Below are 19961 nucleotides of genomic sequence, written 5' to 3' on the forward strand. Positions count from 1 at the left end.
GACATTTTTAATGGATTGAAATCCATTCGTAGATTGTATTGAGCACTTTTTCCCTTATTTCCTCATTAAGGATCTCATGGCGCATTTCAGGGTAGATTTTTACTTCTACATTCTGAAAACCATCTGTTTTTAATTGATCAACCGTATGCATAACGCCTTTTCCAAAGTCACCGATAGGATCATTCTGCCCGCTTATAAATAAGACAGGAAATGATTTTGCAATAGAAGAAGCCCAATTCCTCATTGTAGCTTTTTTATAGATCGTAAACAATGTATAAAAAGCATTGTTGGTGAAAGGAATACCACAAAGTGGATCCCGTTCAAAATCTTTTCTGTTTTTTGGATTTATACTCAGCCAGCTGGTCGCACTGAAATCTTTATCTTTTTTAAATTGTTTGTTATTGACCTTCGTAAAAACAGAATTCAAAAAAGTACGAGAACGTGGAGCGATGGTATTGGCTAAAGATAAATAACCTCTCAATACATCTATTCCTGGTAAAGGACCGCCGGTTCCTGTAATAACGGCTCCGGAAAACTTATGGCTGGCCCTTTGAAGAAGGCAACGGGTGATAAAAGATCCCATAGAGTGTCCCAAAATAAAATGAGGTACCTCCGGATATTGCTCTGCAAGATAATCTGCCATCACTTCTGCGTCCGCAACAAGTCTTTCATCAGGTTTATCAAGCTGGAAAAAGCCAATCTCTTTTTTCTCTTTGACAGATTTTCCGTGTCCCAAATGATCATACGTCAATACAGCTATCCCATGAGTTGCAAAGTATTCTGCAATCTCGGCATATCTTCCGCTGTGTTCCTGCATCCCATGAACAATGAGTAAAGTGGCTTTGGCTGTTTCCGGAGAGAACAGAGTGGAGAAAAGCTGGGAATCATTGTTGATTTTTGATGGTAGGTAGGCTGATGTTTGGGATAATGGCATAAGGACTTTTTTAGGTGCTATTCAAAGTTAAGGAATAAAAAATCGTTTTTGAATAAACAAGAGATGTTCTATTCTTCTTTTTTTATAGATATAGTCCATAATTTTTTTTCCAGATTATATTTCTTTTGTACACTTAGATTAGTGATAGTCCAGCCAAAATCGGTACCGCTTTTATCCATAACATGTAATGTATACGTCTTGTTCTTTTCAAAAAAGCAGTCTCCATAAAACTCAGGACACTGTATGATAATTGGAATATTTTTATCGGGGTAGTTTTTTAAGTTTGAATTTATAATTTCAAACTCAATAACGGTAGCTTGTGCAAGATATCCACAACCCGGAGATAAGATAACCTCGTTAATTATTTTTCCGGTTATTTCATATTTGCGTACTTTATTTTCTCTTGTTGAAAAACTTAAAGAGGTAATCAACAGAAATATAATAGATAAGTGAACTAAAGTATTTTTCATAAGTATTTAAAGTATTAAGTAAGCTTATTCTGAAAGTGTGAATCTACAATGAGGATGTTTAATAATCAGTTCTGCAAGGACGTCGGAAAAATGGTTGTAGCAAAATCTATCTTCCAGAGTGATGGGCTTTTTCTGAAATTTTTCCACAAGCTGTTCCTGAGTGTAATAATTATACGAACGTTCCTGATTTTCATCGGTGATACGGTATTGAATTCTGTTTTTCAGGAGAAGTGAAATAACCTGATCTAGATCTTCTTCATAAATTTCCGTGATAATCAAATGATATCTTTTGTGCCATACGTAATAATTTTGCCAGATATCATAGTTCTTATAGTAGAGTCTTATAAGTCTTTCTTTGTTCAGTTTATGAGTTACATCAACCAGAGCTTCCTCATCACTGGTACCGCTGCCGTATTCGAATATTCTTTTATCATTCTTAACAATAATAATTGGCCCTTGTCCTACAAGTCTTACCTTTTTATCTTTTGCCTGATAATAGAACATAAATAGTTCATCATGGTCTTCAGTAAAGATAACTTCAACATGATCACCAACAGTTTTTAATACATATTCTTGGGCTATTTTAAGAAGTCTTTCCGTTGAATTTATTTGCATTTTAGTTTTTTTGTCACCACAATAATACAGAATAAATCATATTAATACTTTCATTTAAACGGTTTCAACCTTATGATTTTCACCCCAACTCAAAATAAATTTCCTCTATAATTTGGCCGTCATTTTTTTTAAAAGTAATTTTGCATGAATCTAAAAACAAAAGTAAAATATGTCAACTTATGTAGTTGTAGGTCTTCAGTACGGAGATGAAGGCAAAGGAAAAATCACGGATGTTTTATCAGCAAAATCGGACTATGTAGTACGTTTCCAGGGTGGAGACAATGCTGGTCACACGGTTTATGTGGGTGATGAAAAATTCGTTTTGCACCTTCTTCCTTCAGGAGTTCTTCAATGCAAAGGGAAATGTATCATTGCGAACGGAGTAGTGGTAAACCCTAAATCTTTTATTAAAGAAGTTGGTCAGATCGAGAGCAAAGGCTTAAGAACAGATCACATTTTTATCAGCAGAAGAGCGCATGTGATCATGCCTTACCACATCCTTTTGGATACTTACCGTGAAGAGGAGCACGGAGGAACTCAGATCGGAACTACCAAAAAAGGGATCGGACCTTGCTATGAAGATAAAATTGCAAGAGTAGGGATCAGAATGGTAGATCTTTTAAATCCTGAGATTTTAAGAGATAAAATTGAGAAAAACCTAAAAGTAAAAAATTCTCTTTTTGAAAAATATTACGGGAAGCCGACATTAGACGTTGAAGAAATTTACAACGAATATTTGGCCATCGGAAAGCAGCTTCAGGACAGAATCGTTGATACTGAATTAGAACTGAATGAAGCGATCAGAGACGGCAAAAACGTTTTATTCGAAGGAGCTCAGGCGTTAATGCTTGATATTGACTTTGGAACTTATCCATATGTAACTTCTTCTTCTCCATCTACAGGAGGTGTTTGTTCAGGAGCAGGAGTTCCGCCAACATCCCTTCAGAACCTTATTGGGGTAGCTAAAGCTTACTGTACAAGAGTAGGAAACGGGCCTTTCCCATCTGAATTAGATAACGAGCTGGGAGAGAAGATCAGACAAATTGGAGGAGAATTCGGAGCGACTACAGGAAGACCAAGAAGAACAGGTTGGTTAGACCTTGTTTCTTTAAAGCACGCTTGTATGATCAACGGGATCAACAACCTTGTGATCACAAAATTAGACGTTCTTACAGGAATCGAAAACCTGAAAGTAGTAACACATTATAAAACTGAAGACGGAAAAATCATCGATTATTTCACTTCTTCAACAGAAAAATTATACAACTACGAACCAATCTATCAGGATTTACCAGGTTGGAGCGAAGATATTACAAAAGCAAGAAGCTATGATGAACTTCCTGACACTGCTCAGAAATACATCGAGTTTATTGAAAAATATTTAGGAATCAATGTATACTTAGTTTCTGTAGGACCAGAAAGAAGTCAGAACATTATCAGAAAAGAATTATTCTAATAGTTCTTTGAATATGCATAAAAGCTCAGGCCATCAAAATGATGGCCTGAGCTTTTTTATGATAAATGGTGTAGGTTATTATTTTTCTGTATCAATTTTTAAGGTCTATAAATGTTAAAATTGATACTTTATCATGAAATTTTCTAATATTATGTTGTTTTGATAATTTTTTGGCAGATGATTTGATATTGAAACATTGCTTATCGATAAGAACTAACAAACTAATAATCTTTTTTTTAACAGTTTAAATAGTAGTAGTGATGAAACACCATAACCAAAACCAGGAATTTCGTTTTAACGAAGTTCTTTTTGAACACCGTAACAAAGATTACGGAGCTTATGTATTAAGAAACGAATCAGATAAAATATTAACCAAAGCACTTTTTGTAGGAATAAGCTTAATGGCAGCAGTATCAATTACACCATTTGTGATTTCTGCATTTAAGATAGAACCTACTGCAAAAGGCCCAGGAGGTGTTATAATTGATTTTGTACCGGAAATAGAGGAGCAGGTTAAACCGCCAGTGAAAATTACTCCCGTAGCACCTCCAGTATCTTCCAATAAGAAAACATTTGACAGTACAGTGCCTACGCCATCAAGTACAGCTCAGGATAATGTGAAAAAAGATCCCGTTCCTGATGATGCTGTAGCAGGGTTTGTCGATCATTTTAAAGGAGATCCGGTAACACCTAATACACCTAATGTTCCAACATTATCAGTAGGAACAGGTCCTGTAATCAATACTCCGCCGCCAGTAATTTCTGATCCGGTGGATAGAAGTAAAATTTTGGAATCTGGAGAACTAGGTGTAGAAGCCAGTTTTGTGGGAGGAATAGATTCCTTTAGAAATAAAGTAATGAGCAACTTTGATGGTTCAGGATTCGAATCAGAAGATGTTGTAAAAACGACAGTCACCTTTATTGTAGAAATGGACGGTACGATCTCAGGGGTAAAAGCTAATGGAACCAATGCCGACTTTAATAATGAGGCAATAAGAACAATTAAATCAATCTCAAACAAAGGAAAATGGACTCCTGCTAAAAACAAAAAAGGAGAATATGTAAGAAGTTATTTCAAATTTCCTATCTCCATGAAGTTTGATTAATTGATCCTGAAAACAAAAATTGAATAGTTATCCACAAAGATTTTTTTTTGTGGATAATTTTTTTAATCGTTAAAAAGCTTATTAACAGTATTTTAACTCAATTTTAATTTTCACCATTCATCGAGAGCAAAGAAAAAAGTGTATTTTTGAAACTTAAAGTTCGAATAATGGCAAAAATCATAGGTATTGCTAATCAAAAAGGAGGAGTTGGTAAAACAACAACCGCCGTAAACTTGGCAGCAGCATTAGGAGTATTGGAAAAGAAAATTTTGATCATTGACGCTGACCCTCAGGCGAATGCCACATCAGGTCTTGGCGTTGAAGACGTTCAGTACTCTACATATAATCTATTGGAGCATAGCGCAGATACAAGAGTTTGTATCAAAAGAACTGCTACCCCAAATTTGGATATTATTCCGTCTCACATCGACCTTGTAGCTGCCGAAATTGAATTGGTAGACAAAGAAGATCGTGAATATATGCTGAAAAAAGCATTAGCCAGTGTAAGAGACGATTATGACTATATCATTATCGACTGTGCACCAAGTTTAGGTCTTATTACCGTAAATGCCCTTACAGCGGCAGATTCTGTGATTATTCCTATCCAATGCGAATACTTTGCATTAGAAGGACTTGGGAAACTTTTGAACACCGTTAAAAATGTTCAGAAAATCCACAACAAAGATCTTGGGATAGAAGGTCTTCTTCTTACGATGTACGACAGCAGACTGAGACTGTCTAACCAGGTGGTGGAAGAAGTAAATCTTCACTTCCCTGAAATGGTTTTTGAAACCATCATCAGTAGAAACGTAAGATTAAGTGAAGCACCAAGTTTTGGAGAAAGTATCCTGAACTATGATGCCGAAAGTAAAGGAGCTGTTCAGTACATTCAGTTGGCTGAAGAAGTTCTTTTGAAGAATGAAAATTTAGTAAAGAATTAAATTAATAATAAATGGCCAATGAGTGATGGTTAGTCATCGCTTCTCAAACATCATTTATCAATTATATCTATGAAGGACAAAAAAAGAGCTATGGGCCGCGGTTTGGGCGCCATTTTAAGTGCAGAATCCAAAGCAACAATCAATTCCGCTACCGATGAGGGAGCAGATAAGTTTGTAGGAAACATTGTCGAAGTTGCGCTTGAAGATATTTATCCGAATCCTACGCAGCCGAGAACTTATTTTGATGAAAAAGCATTAAACGAACTTGCACAGTCTATTACAAACTTAGGTGTAATTCAGCCGATTACCTTAAGAAAAGATGGTGAGAAATTCGAAATCATATCCGGGGAAAGACGTTACAGAGCAAGTAAAATTGCAGGGTTTACGACTATTCCTGCCTATATCCGTTTAGTAAACGATCAGGAGCTTCTTGAGATGGCTCTTGTTGAAAATATCCAGAGAGAAGACCTTGATGCGATAGAAATCGCTTTAACTTATCACAGGCTTTTGGAGGAAATTGGTCTTACTCAGGAAAATCTGAGCCAGAGAATAGGGAAGGACAGAAGTACGATTACCAATTCTATCAGACTATTAAGATTAAATCCGGATATTCAGAACGCCATTAGAAGTGGCGAGATCTCCGCAGGTCACGGAAGAGCAATTATCAGCCTTGAAAGCGAAGAAGATCAACAGGTTCTGTTTGAACTTATTATTAAAGAAAAATTAAACGTTCGTCAGGCTGAGCAGGCCGCTGCTGCCCTGAAGAATCCAAAGTCTCCCGCTGCCAAAAAAGCAAGTGTGGAACTTTCCAATAATTATAAAAGAGCCCAGAAGACAATTGCAGACATCCTTGATGTAAAAGTTGAAATTAAAACTTCTGGAAATGGTAAAAAAGGTAAAATTGTTCTGGACTTTAAAAATGAAGAAGAGCTGGAATATATTTTATCCCACATTAAATAAATGAAGAAAATATTTTTCACATTTTTCTTGTGTATTGCTGCTATAGCTTACTCACAAGTTAATCCAATTGATACCGTTCGGATGCAAGCTCCTCCGAAAGCTGAACCTCCTGTCTTAAAACCAGGGAAAACGGAAGCCAAGATTATTGAAGACCTGGAAAAGGCCAATGGCCCAACCAAAAAAACAATAAAGCTTAATCCTACAAGAGCAGGTTTGTATTCAGCTGTACTACCGGGATTAGGACAATTCTACAACAAAAAATACTGGAAAATTCCCATCGTATGGGGAGCTGTAGGAGCCGGAGTAGGAATTGCTGTTTGGAACGACAATCAATACAGAAAATACCGTGAATATTATGTGGCGAAACTAAATGGTACTCCTAATGAGTTTGTAGACAGTCATCCGTTTTTAGATAAAAAGGCTTTAGGGAATGCTCAGGACAGAGCTAAAAGACAAAGAGACTATGCCATTGCCATTACAGGATTAATTTATATTCTAAACATTCTGGATGCCGTAGTAGATGCACACCTTTACGAAAGCCGCCACGACCCGGATCTTAGTTTTAAACCTACGATTATTCAGGATCAGTACGGATATAGCGCGCCAAAAACAGGACTTAGTCTAAGTTATAGATTTTAGTTACAACATATAAACAGGTAACCGTTTTTATACGGTACATTATAAAAGAAAAGCATATGAAAATAGCATTAGTTGGTTATGGTAAAATGGGGAAGATCATTGATGAGATCGCACAGAAAAGAGGTCATGAAATAGTGGCTCGCCTGAAGGAAACTCCAACTGCTGAAAATCTTAACAATCCGGATGTTGTCATAGAATTCTCTCTGCCGGAAGTTGCATTTGAAAATATTAAAGCCTGTCTTCAAAATAAGATCCCAGTCATTTGTGGAACAACAGGTTGGCTGGATCAAAGAGCGGAAGTAGAACAACTAGCTATAGAAAATGATACTGCATTCTTATATGGTTCTAATTTTAGTTTAGGTGTTAACCTGTTTTTTGCTTTAAACGAAAAACTGGCAGATCTTATGAAAAACGTTGATGAATATTCTTGTCAGTTAGAAGAAATACATCACATTCATAAAAAAGACGCTCCAAGTGGTACCGCTATCTCTATAGCAGAAGGTATTATTCAAAATAACCCAAAATTTGAAGCCTGGAAGTTGGAAGAAACACAAGGCAATCAGCTGGGGATTTTTGCGGTAAGAGAAGATGAGGTTCCGGGAACCCACAGCGTATATTACAGAAGCGAAGTAGACGAAATCGAGATCAAACATACTGCTTTCAACAGAAACGGTTTTGCATTAGGAGCTGTAGTGGCTGCGGAATGGATCAAAGATAAAAAAGGAAACTTCGGAATGAAAGACGTTTTGGGCCTTTAATTTGTAACAAAATCTTTATATTGCATACCAATAACAGGAAATGATGAATAGTGAATTGTAAATAGCATAAAAGCTGTGGTCATTTATTACTCATCATTTTTATCATTTATATCATAAGAATAGGCACAAAAAATTATGAATTATTTTTTAACTTATACAGTGTATGTCCTCATTTTATCAGTATTGATGGGGATTTCAACCTGGAAGATGTTCAAGAAATTGGGGTATAGCCCTTTATTTGCTTTTATACCTTTCTACAATTATTTCATTATTCTTAAAGAAACAAAACATCCGAAATGGTGGGCTATTCTTTCCTATCTTCCGATTGTAGGACCAATCATGATGTCTGTTTTTCACCTTTATTTGGTGAAGAAGTTCGGGAAAACACTTTTCAAAGACCAGATTCTTACGGTAATTTTGCCGTTTATTTATATGGCAGTAATCAACTATTCTAAAGATTTAGAATTAGAAGATGAAAATGCCGACAATCTGTTCCTTACAGATGAAGAGAAAAACGATAAAAAGAAAGATACATTCGTGGGTTCAATTACCTTCGCGGTAGTTTTTGCAACCATCATCCACGTTTTCGTAACTCAGCCGTTCGGAATTCCTACAGGATCAATGGAGAGAACATTGCTGGTAGGAGACTTCCTTTTCGTAAATAAATGGAGCTACGGATATAGATTACCAATGCGTCCTGTGGCAATACCTTTCCTTCAGGGTACCATTATGGATACAGGGCAGAAAGGAAATCCAAAAGATGACCCGAAATCTTATGTAGATGCTGTAAAACTTCCTTACACAAGAATTTTACAATTCAATAAACCTCAAAAAAATGATGTCGTTGTTTTCAACTATCCTCAGGATTCAGTTCATACGGCAATCGACAGAAAAGATCCTTATGTAAAAAGATGTGTGGCGACTGCTGGTGATACTTTTGAAATGAGAGCCGGAAGACTTTTCGTGAACGGAAAACCGGAAACCGTTTTAGGAGATCAGGAAGTACAACACAGATACATTGTAACTACAGATGCTCAATTAGACATTCCAAGTTTATATAAAGCTTATGGTTTCCTACCTGTTCAGGAGGTACAGCAGAATGACGGAGGCTTTATTTATGGTTTCCAGGGCTTAACTGATAAAACGGCTAAAGAAATTAAAGAACTTCCTCATGTTCTTACTATGAAGGAAGAAATTTATCCAAAAGGAGAAGCTGCGGTATATTACAGAGACGAAGCTAAAACTAAAATAGATACAACACAATCTATTTTCCCAATCAACAAACCTTGGAATCAGGATTGGTATGGCCCTCTAAGAATTCCTAAGAAAGGAGACGTGGTAGCCATCAATCAGGAAACGCTTCCAATGTACCAGTGGATTATTTCTGAGTATGAGCACAACAGCTTAGAGAAAAAGAACGGAAAAATCTTCATCAACGGAAAAGAAGCTAACCAATATACCATTCAGCAGGATTATTATATGATGATTGGAGATAACAGAGATGCTTCATTAGATGCGAGATTCTTTGGTTTTGTGCCTGAAGAAAATATCGTTGGAAAGCCTATGTTTACTTGGATGAGTGTACAGGGTGTATTCTCAGATGCCAGCTCAACATATCAGGCTCCTAAAAAAATCCGTTGGGAAAGAATGTTCAAAGCAACCAATACCGGAGAAGCTAACAAAACTTCTTACTGGTGGATTGCAGCGATGATTTTGATCCTGTTCTTCGGATGGGAATATTTCATGAAATTATTCAAAAAGAAAAACACAGAAGAATAGTGTTTAAAAATAAAATATTTAATAAAGTCCTTCTAACAGGAAGCTTTATTGTAACTCTTTTTATTATTGCAAAACTCTCCGGGGTTTTGCAATATGCTTTTGTACCCACAGCAGGAAACGAACCTAACATCAAAAGAAAATCGTTCGTTTTTATGAGTAATATCTTGCCTTATGAGAAATTTACCATGCTTGCTTACAATCAGAATAACCCGAATTATCCTGGCGGAGTATACCTGCAGAGACTGATAGGAGAGGAGAATGATATCGTCTTGATTAAAGACGGGAACTTATACGTTAATAATGTTTTAATAGACCAGTTCAACGTTAATCATTCCTATAAAATAGATAGGGCATATGCCAACGATCTTAGTCTCAAAGGTGTTGATGATCATGAGATCTTTCAAATGAATGAAAACGACTTCATTACTCAGCTAAGCGATAAGGAACTTAATAACAATTTTACCTACGAACGATTTATCAATCAAAATCCCGATCAGGACATTATTAAAATGTATCACAAGAATTGGAGCGCAGATAACTTTGGACCTCTTAGAATTCCACAAGGAAAACTGTTTTTTTTAGGAGATAACCGCAATGCGAGTTTGGACTCCCGTTTTTTGGGATTGGTTGACAAAAAAGAGGTTGTAGGAAGAATATTTTATCCTAACAATTAGAATTTATTATTATGCAGAATATAGTATTACCGGTATTTTATATGCCACCGGTTTCATGGTTTTCAGTGTTTTTAGATGCTGAAAATGAAGTTGTATTGGAACAATTTGAGAACTTACCCAAACAAACCTACAGAAGCAGAGCCAATATCTATGGCGCCAACGGAAAACTGTCGCTTATCATTCCTATGGTTCACAACGGAAAGAGAGTAATAAAAGATATCGAAATTTCTTATAGAGAAGATTGGAGAACCCTTCACTGGAAATCCATTAAAACAGCTTATCAAAGCTCGCCTTATTTCGAATACTATGAAGATAAATTCAGGAAAATATATGATCTTAAAGAAAAGTTCCTTCTTGATTTTAACTTAAAGGGGCTGGAGATCATCCAACAGATACTTAAAACAGAAAAGGCACACTCTTTGAATGAAGAATATATCAGAAATCCTGAAGCTGTTGATTTCAGAGAGAAATTTTCTGCCAAGCAGTCTTCAGAATTTGAGATGGAAGAATATTATCAGACTTTCTCAGACAAATTCGGGTTTCTGGAAGATTTATCGGTTCTGGATCTTGTGTGTAACAAAGGCCCCGAATCTTTAGCTTACATAAAAAAAATAAAACAGTCGTATTAATCGCTGCAAATAACAACTTCAGTAATAAAGCGAGTTGATGTATCGGTTGAATATGATTTTAATTTAAATATCAACATATGAAAAAGGTATTATTAGCTGCCGTTTTTTTAGCAGGTTTTAGTTTTTCCTTTGCACAGGAAACTAAAACTAAAAGTATTGATCCTAAAGAAGATAAAGATCTTATGACCTGGTATCATAAAGATTTTTCCACCTCAAAAGTATATGGAGTAAATACCGCAAATGCTTATAAGTATTTAGAATCTAAAGGTTTAAAACCCAAAACTGTCATTGTTGGAGTTTTGGACAGTGGTGTACAGGTTGATCATCCGGGATTGGTAAACAATATATGGACAAATCCCAACGAAATTCCGGGAAACGGAAAAGACGATGATGGAAACGGATATATTGATGATGTACACGGCTGGAATTTCTTAGGAGGAAAAAACGGTGATGTTGATATCGACAATATGGAGGTAACAAGAGTCGTTGCCAAATACAAGCCCGTTTTTGAAGGAAGCGATTACACCAGTAATAAAGCAAATCAGGCCAAAATGCCGGAAGAATTTGCAATGTATATGAAGGCCAAAGAACTTTTCAATAAGAAAAGCGTGGAAGCACAGCAAGGTCTTCAAACCTATACCATGATTAATGAGCTGATCCCAAATATGGTGAAGCTTTTGGGAGGAAAAGAGGTAAATGCACAGACAGTAGCTGCAATAAAAGCTCCTACTGAGCAAAGAGACGCTATTGCTCTTGATATCTTAGGCCGTTTATCCCAAAGCCCGGAATTTAAAGGTAAATCTTCTGCAGAATTCGAAAAAGCTGTAAAAGAGCAGATGAAAGAAGCGATCGACTATTACTCTCCTCAATCTAAGCAATACGATTTAAGCTACGATACGAGAAAAGAAATAGTAGGGGATAATTATGATGATTATTCCGAAAAAATCTATGGAAATAACCATTACGAAGGCCCTGATGCAGAACACGGTACTCACGTAGCTGGAATTATTGCTGGCCTTCCTCAAGGAAAAGAAATCCAATATGGGGTAGCATCCAAAGTGGCGAAAATAATGTCTGTAAGAACTGTTCCTAACGGTGATGAAAGAGATAAAGATGTAGCCAATGCTATCAGATATGCTGTAGATAATGGCGCCAGAATTTTGAATATGAGTTTTGGTAAACCACTTTCTCCAGGTAAAAATGTAGTTTGGGACGCATTCAAATATGCTGAAGATAAAGGAGTTCTTTTGGTGAAAGCTGCGGGTAACGAAAATGAAGATGTAGCAGAGCATTTAGCATATCCTACCAATTTTAAAAACGTTAATGATGAAAAACCTTTTGTGAATAACGTAATGGTTGTAGGAGCAAGTACCAATAAAAATAACGAGCTGAGAGCCGATTTCTCTAACTATAACAAGAAAATGGTCAATGTATTTGCACCGGGAGAAGAAATCTATTCAACCGTTCCGAAAAACGAATACAAATACCTTCAGGGGACTTCTATGGCTTCACCCGTTGCTGCCGGAGCGGCTGCCGTTTTATTAGCATATATGCCGGATCTTAAACCTTATCAGATTATAGAATCTTTGGTGAAAAGTAGCAACCCAAGTACAGCCAATGGATTTGCCAACTATTCTCAAGCAGGAGGAGTGATTGATGTAAAAAGAGCCGCAGAATATGCCTACACACACTTTTACAACGATAAAACACCTGCAAAAGTAACTAAGCCTTCGAAATCCGTAAAAAAGGCTGTTAAAAAATAATTTATCTTCCTGTGTTTAAGGAGAAACCATAAAAAGTCCGAATTTTTTCGGACTTTTTATTTTTTATTTTAAATTTTGGCACGGTTTTTTGTAACTTTATAGTAACAAAATAATAAACAACAAAATGAAAAAGTTACTACTTGCAGGGATGTTAGCAACATCACTTTTTGCAGTGTCTTGTTCCTCAGTGAATAAAGCAGCTACATCTCAAAATCAGAGAGGCGATTTCCTTAAAATGAAAGGAGATTGGCAGATCGTGAGCGTAGATTACGATAAAGGGTATAAAATTAAACCTTTTGACGAAGGTGCAGATGCACAGTGTTTTGTAGGAAGCCACTGGAGATTAATTCCTAATAACTGGACAGGGGCGTATACTTTAAACGGAGGTGGAAATTGCCCGGCATTTACACAGCCTATCAAATTTGAAGTAAAAGACGGTAACACGTTTATGTTTAAAAAAATTGCTGACGGTACAAAGGCAAAACAAAATACAGCAGGTTATACACTGACTTTGATTAACCAGACTACAGATCAGTTTTCACTTCAGCAAGATGTTCCATTTGAAGGAGGTAACGTAAAAGTTGTTTATAACTTCCAGAGAGCAGGAATGAAATAATTTATCAACATAAAAGATCAAAAAAAATGAAATTTACTAAAACATACGTAGGAGCCCTTTTCTTGTCATCAGCATTATTATTGACAAGCTGTGAAGCGGTTCAGAATTCAAATCATCAACAAAGAGGTACCGCTGTAGGTGTCGCTTCAGGAGCTGTACTTGGAGGTATCCTTGGAAATAATGTTGGTAGAGGTGGAAACGGTGCTATCGGTGCTGTATTAGGAGGTATTATTGGTGGTGTTGCTGGAAACGTGATTGGTAACAAGATGGATAAGCAAGCCAGAGATATTAAAGAAACTTTACCAGGAGCTCAGGTAGAAAGAGTAGGAGACGGTATTAAAGTAACAATGAACGAGAGTATTGTGAACTTTGCTTTCGATTCTTCTAATCTTACTTCTACTGCTCAAACCAACCTTAACAAACTTGCTCAGGTATTGGCAGATAACCCGGATACAAACATCAACATTTACGGTTATACAGACAGCGTTGGTAAAGATGCTTATAACCTTGCCCTTTCTCAAAGAAGAGCAGATGCAGTGAAAGCTTATCTATCAGGAAAAGGAGTAGCATCAGGTAGAATGTTCACAAAAGGTGAAGGTAAAAATATGCCGGTGGCAAGCAATGATACAGACGAAGGAAGAGCAAAAAACAGAAGAGTTGAATTCGCTATTACTGCAAATGAGAAAATGATTAATGATGCCAAGCAAGGACAGTAATTAATTTAACATATAAATATTTTCGTAAAAGACCGCCACGGCGGTTTTTTTTGTATTTTTATGGTTGGAAAATTTTGAATTTACTATTTTTGCATTTGAAATAACATAAATGAAGAAATATTTAAAGCTGCTCCGTGTAGAGCAATGGGTGAAAAACCTGTTTGTATTTGTCCCTTTGTTCTTTTCTGGTAATATCACCAACTTTGACCTTCTCACTGAAAGTGTTTTCGCATTTGTTATTTTTTCACTTGCGGCAAGCGTGGTTTATATCCTGAATGATTACAATGATATTGAAGCCGACAGAAAACACCCTGAAAAAAGAAGAAGACCCCTCGCTAGCGGAGCTATTTCAAAATCAAAAGCCATAGGAATTCTTATTGGTTTAGTGATTATCGATACCGTTCTTGTATTTTTAGCACAGTTTTATTTCCATCAGCCGTTATGGAAATTTGCTACCATTATAGGATTTTATGTGGTAATGAACTTAGCATATACTTTCAAACTGAAGCACGTTCCTATCATCGATATTTTTATTATTGCCATTGGATTTGTACTCAGAGTTCTTGCAGGAGGCTATATCACGGGGATCAGTATCTCACAATGGGCTATTTTGCTGACTTTTGTACTGGCACTTGTATTGGCTATAGGAAAAAGAAGAGGAGAGCTTATCAATGCACAGGTTTCAGGAAAGACAAGAAAAGCATTGGACGGGTATAATGTTCAGTTTGCAGACATAGCGCTTTCCATTTCTATTACGTTGGCCATTGTATGTTACCTTATGTTTACCCTGTCGCCAGAAGTACAGGCAAGATTCCATGAGAGGGTTTTTTATACCGTTATTTTCGTAGTTTTTGCACTATTGAGATATCTTCAGCAGACTCTTGTTTACAACAGAACAGAATCTCCTACAAAAATTGTTTACAGAGACCGCTATATACAGGTTACACTATTACTTTGGGTGGCCACATTTTTAATTCAAATTTACTTTAAAAAATGAAGCCGAACTTCACACAGAAAGTTACTAACTGGGGCAATTTCCCGGTAGTAGAAAAAGAAATGAGATCTGAGGACAGCTTCAAAAGAATAAAAGATTTTGTACTCAACCACAATGAAGTGATTGCAAGGGGAAATGGAAGATGCTACGGAGATGCTTCATTGGGGGAATCTATATTTTCTACCAAAAAATTAAATAAATTCATCAGTTTCGACCGCTTAAACGGAATTATAGAATGTGAAGCTGGAGTACTGCTATCAGACGTACTGGAAATATCGGTGCCGCAAGGCTACTTCCTGTATGTAACTCCCGGAACAAAATTCGTTTCTGTAGGAGGGGCTATTGCTTCCGATGTTCATGGAAAAAATCACCATGCTGAAGGATGCTTTTCAGAATATGTCATCGATTTTAAACTGATGAATGAAAACGGAGAAATTATTACCTGTTCAAGAGAGCAAAATTCCGATAAGTTCTGGGCTACAATTGGAGGAATGGGTCTTACGGGAATCATTCTCACAGCAAGATTTAAACTTAAAAATATAGAATCAGCTTACATCCGTCAGGAAAGTATCAAAGCTGAAAACCTAGATGAAATTTTCAGACTTTTCGAAGAAAGTGAAAGCTGGACTTATACCGTAGCATGGATCGACTGTCTGCAGAAAGGAAAAGATATCGGAAGAAGTATCCTTATGAGAGGAGAACACGCTTTTCAGCATGAACTTCCGCAAAATCTACGAAAAACGCCTTTAAGACTGAAGAAAAAGCTACAGCCAATCGTTCCTTTTTATTTTCCGGGATTTGTATTGAATGCTCTGACTGTGAAAATATTCAATTGGCTTTACTATAAAAAACAGTCTAAAAAAGAAGTCAAAAACTTTATCGATTACGAAACCTTTTTTTATCCTTTGGATGCCATTAATGATTGGAATAAGATCTATGGAAAATCAGGGTTTATACAATATCAGATGGTGATTCCCAAAGCAGCAGGAAAAGAAGGAATGAAGAGAATTCTTGAAACCATTGCCAAAAGTGGAAACGGATCATTCTTAGCGGTTTTGAAGCTGTTCGGAAAAGATAATCCGGAAGCCTACAACTCGTTCCCTGTAGAAGGGTATACATTGGCGTTGGACTTTAAGGTCAATTCAAAACTGAAAAAACTGGTAGATCAGCTGGATGCTATCGTACAGGAATTCGGCGGAAGAATTTACCTTACCAAAGACAGCATGAGCAGATCTTCACTCACCAATTATCTGAAAAATATTCAAAATCCTAAATTTGTGTCTTTACAGCACAAAAGAATCATAAATAACAACTCATAATGATAGTTCTGGGAAGTACGTCCGAAGTGGCACAGGCCTTTGTAGAAAAAGCACTTCAGGAAGGAGAAAAGTTTGGAAAAATTTACCTTTTTACCTCAAATAAAGAAACTACAGAAAGATTTGCAAGACACATTGATGTGAAATTTCTGCAACAGTCTGAAGTAATCGAACTGGATCTTACAAAAGATATAGATTACAATAGATTTGATACCATTGATTCAAATGTATTGTTTTGCGCCGTAGGATACTTAGGAGAAGGAACAGAGGAGGGTTTGTATGACAACAAAAATACAGAGCGTATCATCAGTATCAATTACGCTAAGCTGGTTCCTGTGATGAACTATTTTGCCCATAAATTTGAAAACAGAAGATCTGGAACCATCATTGGGCTTTCATCAGTAGCAGGGGACAGAGGAAGACAGAGCAACTTTATCTATGGAAGTGCCAAAGCTGCCTTTACAGCCTATTTAAGCGGATTGAGAAATTATCTTTTTGATAAAAAAGTACACGTTCTTACCATAAAACCAGGATTTATGGCAACCAAAATGACCGAGGGTCTGCCGTTGAATCCAAAATTAACAGCCACTCCCAAACAGGCAGCAGCCTGTATTTATAAGGCCTTCAAAAAACAGAATAATGTGGCATATGTTTTGCCTATTTGGAGTATTATAATGATGATTATCAGGAATATCCCTGAGTTTATATTCAAAAAATTAAAGCTTTAAGAACATGAAAAAATTGTATTGTTTTGATTTTGACGGCACCCTCACGTATAAAGATACCATGTTTATGTATCTTAAATTCTACGATTCTACAAAATACCGAATACAATTTTTAAGACACGTTCCCCTCTTTATTCTGCTCAAGCTTAAACTGGCTGAAACAGAAAAAGTGAAGAAAAGCTTTATCGGTTCTATTTTGAAAGGACAAAGCCAAGAAAAAATCGAGCAAAAATCTAAACAGTTCTTTGAACATCATTACCCTAAAATTGTAAGGGAAAATGCCCTTGACTTTATAAAAAATATCGATAGGAATAATATACAGAGTTTATTGGTAACTGCCTCCCTGGATATCTGGGTGAAGCCTTTTGCTGATGAACTGAAAATGCAGCTTGTTTCTACGCGAGCCGAGTTCAAGAACGGTGTTTTCACAGGAAATTTTATTGGTAAAAACTGTAACGGGAAAGAAAAACTGGTAAGAATTAAGGAAGAAATCAACAATTCTAAGTACGATAAAATTATTGCTTTTGGTGATACTTCCGGAGATCGCCCAATGTTGAAATGGGCAAATGAGGGACATTACCAATTTTTTCATTAATTTTGGGAGGTAAAAGTGTTAAAAATGAAAAGCCTGTTAATTGCATTAATGGTAATTGTAATGTCTTGCGCAAATGTGCCGGCTCAAAAGCGTATTTCTATGCAGAATAAGGCAGAACTTCTTGTTTCCGAAGCTCAGGGAGGTACAGATCAACCCAGCTTTGCCATCATCAAAAACAAAAAGGATTTTCGAAACATTATAAAAGGAGCTTTAGGAATGATAGAGCTGGAGAAAGAACCTGCCATCAATTATCCTAAATTTCCGAGCAATAAAAAGGTTGTCGTGTACAACCTAGGACGCTTTACGTCGGGAAGTCATAGAATAACACAGATCAAAAACGTATCTGTGAAAAACAATGTGCTGTACGTAGAAGTCCCTGCAGGAGAGCCTTCCGGTGGAATGGAAATTCAGGTCATGTCCAATCCCTGGATTATTTTTGCTGTTCCTGCCAATTATCAGTTTACCTCAGTAGAATTAAAATATTCAAAATAAGAATGGATAAAGTATATTTAGATAATGCCGCAACCACTCCGCTTGCAGAAGAAGTTATAGACGCAATGGTGGGCACTATGAAGATGAATTTCGGAAACCCGTCTTCAACGCACAGCTTTGGCCAGGAAGCAAAAATCCTTATTGAAAATGTAAGAAGACAGGTTGCAGACTATCTTCATGTAACTCCGGCTGAAATTATTTTCACTTCCTGCGGGACCGAATCCAACAATATGATCATCAAATCCTCTGTAGAACATTTGGGTGTACAAAGGATTATCAGCTCTCCTATGGAACATAAATGTGTTTCTGAAAGTGTTCTGGACATGAAAACCAGAAAAGGAGTAGAAGTAAACTACATCCGTCCAAACGCACAGGGAGATATTGATCTGAATAAATTAGAAGAATTATTAAAAGCTTCAGATAAAAAAACACTGGTAAGCTTAATGCACGCCAACAATGAAATAGGAAATATCATCGATATTAAAAAAGTAGCTGAACTTTGTAAAAAATATAACGCTCTTTTCCACTCAGATACGGTGCAAACCATGGCTCACATGAACCTTGATCTCTCCGATATTCCTGTAGATTTTGCTTCTTGCAGTGCCCACAAATTTCACGGCCCGAAAGGAGCAGGATTTGCCTTTATCAGAAAAGCAAGTGGTCTTAAAGGTATTATTACCGGAGGACCTCAGGAAAGAAGTCTTAGAGCTGGAACAGAAAATGTGGCCGGTATCGTAGGGCTTGGAAAAGCATTGGAACTTTCTTTGGCTCATATGGATGAATATACAAACCATATGCAGGCTATTAAAGACTACGCTATTGAAAGACTTTCTGCCGAAATAGAGGGTATTAAATTCAACGGAAGAAGTGCAGAGAAGGAAAATAGCCTTTACACCGTTTTAAGCGCCTTATTACCCTATAAAAATCCTTTAATAGGGCTTCAGCTGGATATGAAAGGAATTGCCATTTCTCAGGGGAGCGCTTGCTCTTCCGGAGCTTCTAAACCTTCTATGGTAATGATGATGGTACTTTCCGAGGATGAAATGGACCATTGTACGCCGTTACGTATCTCTTTCAGCCATATGACTACCAAAGCAGATATCGATGCTTTAGTGGATGCGTTAAAAGAAATCTCAAAAGACTACACTATAGAAAAAACTAATGTTGAGCATAGATAGTCTTATGATGTAAAAATCGTAATTTTGAGGACTCAATCAAGAGAAAAAAGAATATAATATTAATTAAAATAAAAGAGACAAAAAATGGCTTTAGAAATTACAGACAGCTCATTTCAGGATACGGTTTTAAAATCAGACAAACCGGTATTAGTAGACTTCTGGGCAGTATGGTGCGGACCTTGTAGAACACTTGGACCAATCATCGAAGAAGTAGCATCAGATTTTGAAGGTAAAGCAGTAGTAGGAAAAGTAGATGTGGACAACAACCAGGAAATCTCAATGCAGTATGGCATTAGAAATATCCCTACAGTTCTTATTTTTAAGAATGGGGAAGTAGTAGATAAATTAGTAGGTGTAGCTCCAAAAGAGGTAATCGCTGAAAAATTAAGCGCTCACTTATAAAAAATAAAGTTTGATAATGAATGCCTTCCGTGATTGGGAGGCATTTTTTTTGAAAATAATTTGCAGGTATTAAAAAAAGGTGTAATTTTGCAACCACGAAAAAGAAACGACGTTCTTTCACAAAAATGATCCGGTAGTTCAGCTGGTTAGAATGCCGCCCTGTCACGGCGGAGGTCGCGGGTTCGAGTCCCGTCCGGATCGCA

General features: G+C 36.7%; 22 protein-coding genes and 1 tRNA gene. 20 read left to right on the forward strand and 3 right to left on the reverse strand.

What is annotated here, in order from left to right; genetic code table 11:
• Positions 1-7: 7 nt before the first annotated feature.
• From ACL9RH_RS23625 to ACL9RH_RS23635, 3 genes are all read right to left on the reverse strand, one after another.
• Complete coding sequence (locus ACL9RH_RS23625) at positions 8-934, reverse strand: alpha/beta fold hydrolase (protein WP_422695778.1); 927 nt, start codon at positions 932-934, stop codon at positions 8-10.
• Between the two features lie 68 nt (positions 935-1002).
• Positions 1003-1404 carry a hypothetical protein gene (locus ACL9RH_RS23630; protein ID WP_422695779.1) on the reverse strand — a complete coding sequence of 134 codons (402 nt, stop codon included), beginning with the start codon at positions 1402-1404 and terminating at the stop codon, positions 1003-1005.
• 24 nt (positions 1405-1428) lie between these two features.
• Positions 1429-2019: a hypothetical protein gene (locus tag ACL9RH_RS23635; protein ID WP_422695780.1), complete on the reverse strand. Its 591-nt coding sequence runs from the start codon at positions 2017-2019 to the stop codon at positions 1429-1431.
• A 169-nt stretch (positions 2020-2188) separates the two neighbouring features.
• On the opposite strand from ACL9RH_RS23635, the gene ACL9RH_RS23640 reads away from it, so the two are divergent.
• The 20 genes from ACL9RH_RS23640 to ACL9RH_RS23735 all read left to right on the forward strand — a co-directional run bounded on the left by ACL9RH_RS23640 (position 2189) and on the right by ACL9RH_RS23735 (position 19959).
• On the forward strand, positions 2189-3475 hold the full coding sequence (locus ACL9RH_RS23640; RefSeq protein WP_062676417.1) for an adenylosuccinate synthase: 1287 nt from the start codon (positions 2189-2191) through the stop codon (positions 3473-3475).
• A gap of 260 nt (positions 3476-3735) precedes the next feature.
• Positions 3736-4581 carry an energy transducer TonB gene (locus tag ACL9RH_RS23645; protein WP_422695781.1) on the forward strand — a complete coding sequence of 282 codons (846 nt, stop codon included), beginning with the start codon at positions 3736-3738 and terminating at the stop codon, positions 4579-4581.
• 167 nt (positions 4582-4748) lie between these two features.
• Positions 4749-5522 carry a ParA family protein gene (locus ACL9RH_RS23650; RefSeq protein ID WP_422695782.1) on the forward strand — a complete coding sequence of 258 codons (774 nt, stop codon included), beginning with the start codon at positions 4749-4751 and terminating at the stop codon, positions 5520-5522.
• A gap of 69 nt (positions 5523-5591) precedes the next feature.
• On the forward strand, positions 5592-6482 hold the full coding sequence (locus ACL9RH_RS23655; RefSeq protein WP_422695783.1) for a ParB/RepB/Spo0J family partition protein: 891 nt from the start codon (positions 5592-5594) through the stop codon (positions 6480-6482).
• The gene (locus ACL9RH_RS23660; RefSeq protein ID WP_422695784.1) at positions 6483-7121 is read left to right on the forward strand and encodes a DUF5683 domain-containing protein; all 639 of its coding nucleotides are present in this window, start codon (positions 6483-6485) and stop codon (positions 7119-7121) included.
• Between the two features lie 56 nt (positions 7122-7177).
• Positions 7178-7879, forward strand: a complete 702-nt coding sequence (dapB, locus tag ACL9RH_RS23665; protein WP_422695785.1) for a 4-hydroxy-tetrahydrodipicolinate reductase — start codon at positions 7178-7180, stop codon at positions 7877-7879.
• A gap of 135 nt (positions 7880-8014) precedes the next feature.
• Positions 8015-9658 (forward strand): signal peptidase I, encoded by a 1644-nt coding sequence (gene lepB, locus ACL9RH_RS23670; RefSeq protein WP_422695786.1) that lies wholly within the window; start codon positions 8015-8017, stop codon positions 9656-9658.
• Positions 9658-10332, forward strand: a complete 675-nt coding sequence (gene lepB, locus ACL9RH_RS23675; RefSeq protein WP_422695787.1) for a signal peptidase I — start codon at positions 9658-9660, stop codon at positions 10330-10332. The genes lepB (ACL9RH_RS23670) and lepB (ACL9RH_RS23675) overlap by 1 nt, the downstream gene beginning before the upstream one ends.
• Positions 10333-10343: 11 nt before the next feature.
• Positions 10344-10961, forward strand: a complete 618-nt coding sequence (locus tag ACL9RH_RS23680; RefSeq protein ID WP_422695788.1) for a WbqC family protein — start codon at positions 10344-10346, stop codon at positions 10959-10961.
• A gap of 77 nt (positions 10962-11038) precedes the next feature.
• The gene (locus ACL9RH_RS23685; RefSeq protein WP_422695789.1) at positions 11039-12724 is read left to right on the forward strand and encodes a S8 family serine peptidase; all 1686 of its coding nucleotides are present in this window, start codon (positions 11039-11041) and stop codon (positions 12722-12724) included.
• 124 nt (positions 12725-12848) lie between these two features.
• Positions 12849-13340, forward strand: coding sequence for a hypothetical protein (locus ACL9RH_RS23690; protein ID WP_422695790.1), 492 nt, complete (start codon positions 12849-12851; stop codon positions 13338-13340).
• Between the two features lie 26 nt (positions 13341-13366).
• On the forward strand, positions 13367-14056 hold the full coding sequence (locus ACL9RH_RS23695) for an OmpA family protein (protein ID WP_422695791.1): 690 nt from the start codon (positions 13367-13369) through the stop codon (positions 14054-14056).
• Positions 14057-14165: 109 nt separating this feature from the next.
• A complete protein-coding gene (locus ACL9RH_RS23700) occupies positions 14166-15053 on the forward strand; it encodes a decaprenyl-phosphate phosphoribosyltransferase (RefSeq protein ID WP_422695792.1) in 888 nt (295 codons plus the stop codon).
• Complete coding sequence (locus tag ACL9RH_RS23705; protein ID WP_422695793.1) at positions 15050-16369, forward strand: FAD-binding protein; 1320 nt, start codon at positions 15050-15052, stop codon at positions 16367-16369. The genes ACL9RH_RS23700 and ACL9RH_RS23705 overlap by 4 nt, the downstream gene beginning before the upstream one ends.
• Positions 16369-17094, forward strand: coding sequence for an SDR family NAD(P)-dependent oxidoreductase (locus ACL9RH_RS23710; RefSeq protein ID WP_422695794.1), 726 nt, complete (start codon positions 16369-16371; stop codon positions 17092-17094). The genes ACL9RH_RS23705 and ACL9RH_RS23710 overlap by 1 nt, the downstream gene beginning before the upstream one ends.
• Before the next feature lie 4 nt (positions 17095-17098).
• Positions 17099-17686 (forward strand): HAD family hydrolase, encoded by a 588-nt coding sequence (locus ACL9RH_RS23715; protein WP_422695795.1) that lies wholly within the window; start codon positions 17099-17101, stop codon positions 17684-17686.
• 24 nt (positions 17687-17710) lie between these two features.
• Positions 17711-18178 (forward strand): hypothetical protein, encoded by a 468-nt coding sequence (locus ACL9RH_RS23720; protein ID WP_422695796.1) that lies wholly within the window; start codon positions 17711-17713, stop codon positions 18176-18178.
• 2 nt (positions 18179-18180) lie between these two features.
• The gene (locus ACL9RH_RS23725; protein ID WP_422695797.1) at positions 18181-19356 is read left to right on the forward strand and encodes a cysteine desulfurase family protein; all 1176 of its coding nucleotides are present in this window, start codon (positions 18181-18183) and stop codon (positions 19354-19356) included.
• Positions 19357-19440: 84 nt separating this feature from the next.
• A complete protein-coding gene (gene trxA / locus ACL9RH_RS23730; RefSeq protein ID WP_027374941.1) occupies positions 19441-19758 on the forward strand; it encodes a thioredoxin in 318 nt (105 codons plus the stop codon).
• Between the two features lie 127 nt (positions 19759-19885).
• Positions 19886-19959 (forward strand) — tRNA-Asp (locus ACL9RH_RS23735).
• The last annotated feature ends 2 nt before the right edge of the window (positions 19960-19961 follow it).

The organism is Chryseobacterium sp. Mn2064, from assembly GCF_049319685.1.
Lineage (GTDB): Bacteria > Bacteroidota > Bacteroidia > Flavobacteriales > Weeksellaceae > Chryseobacterium.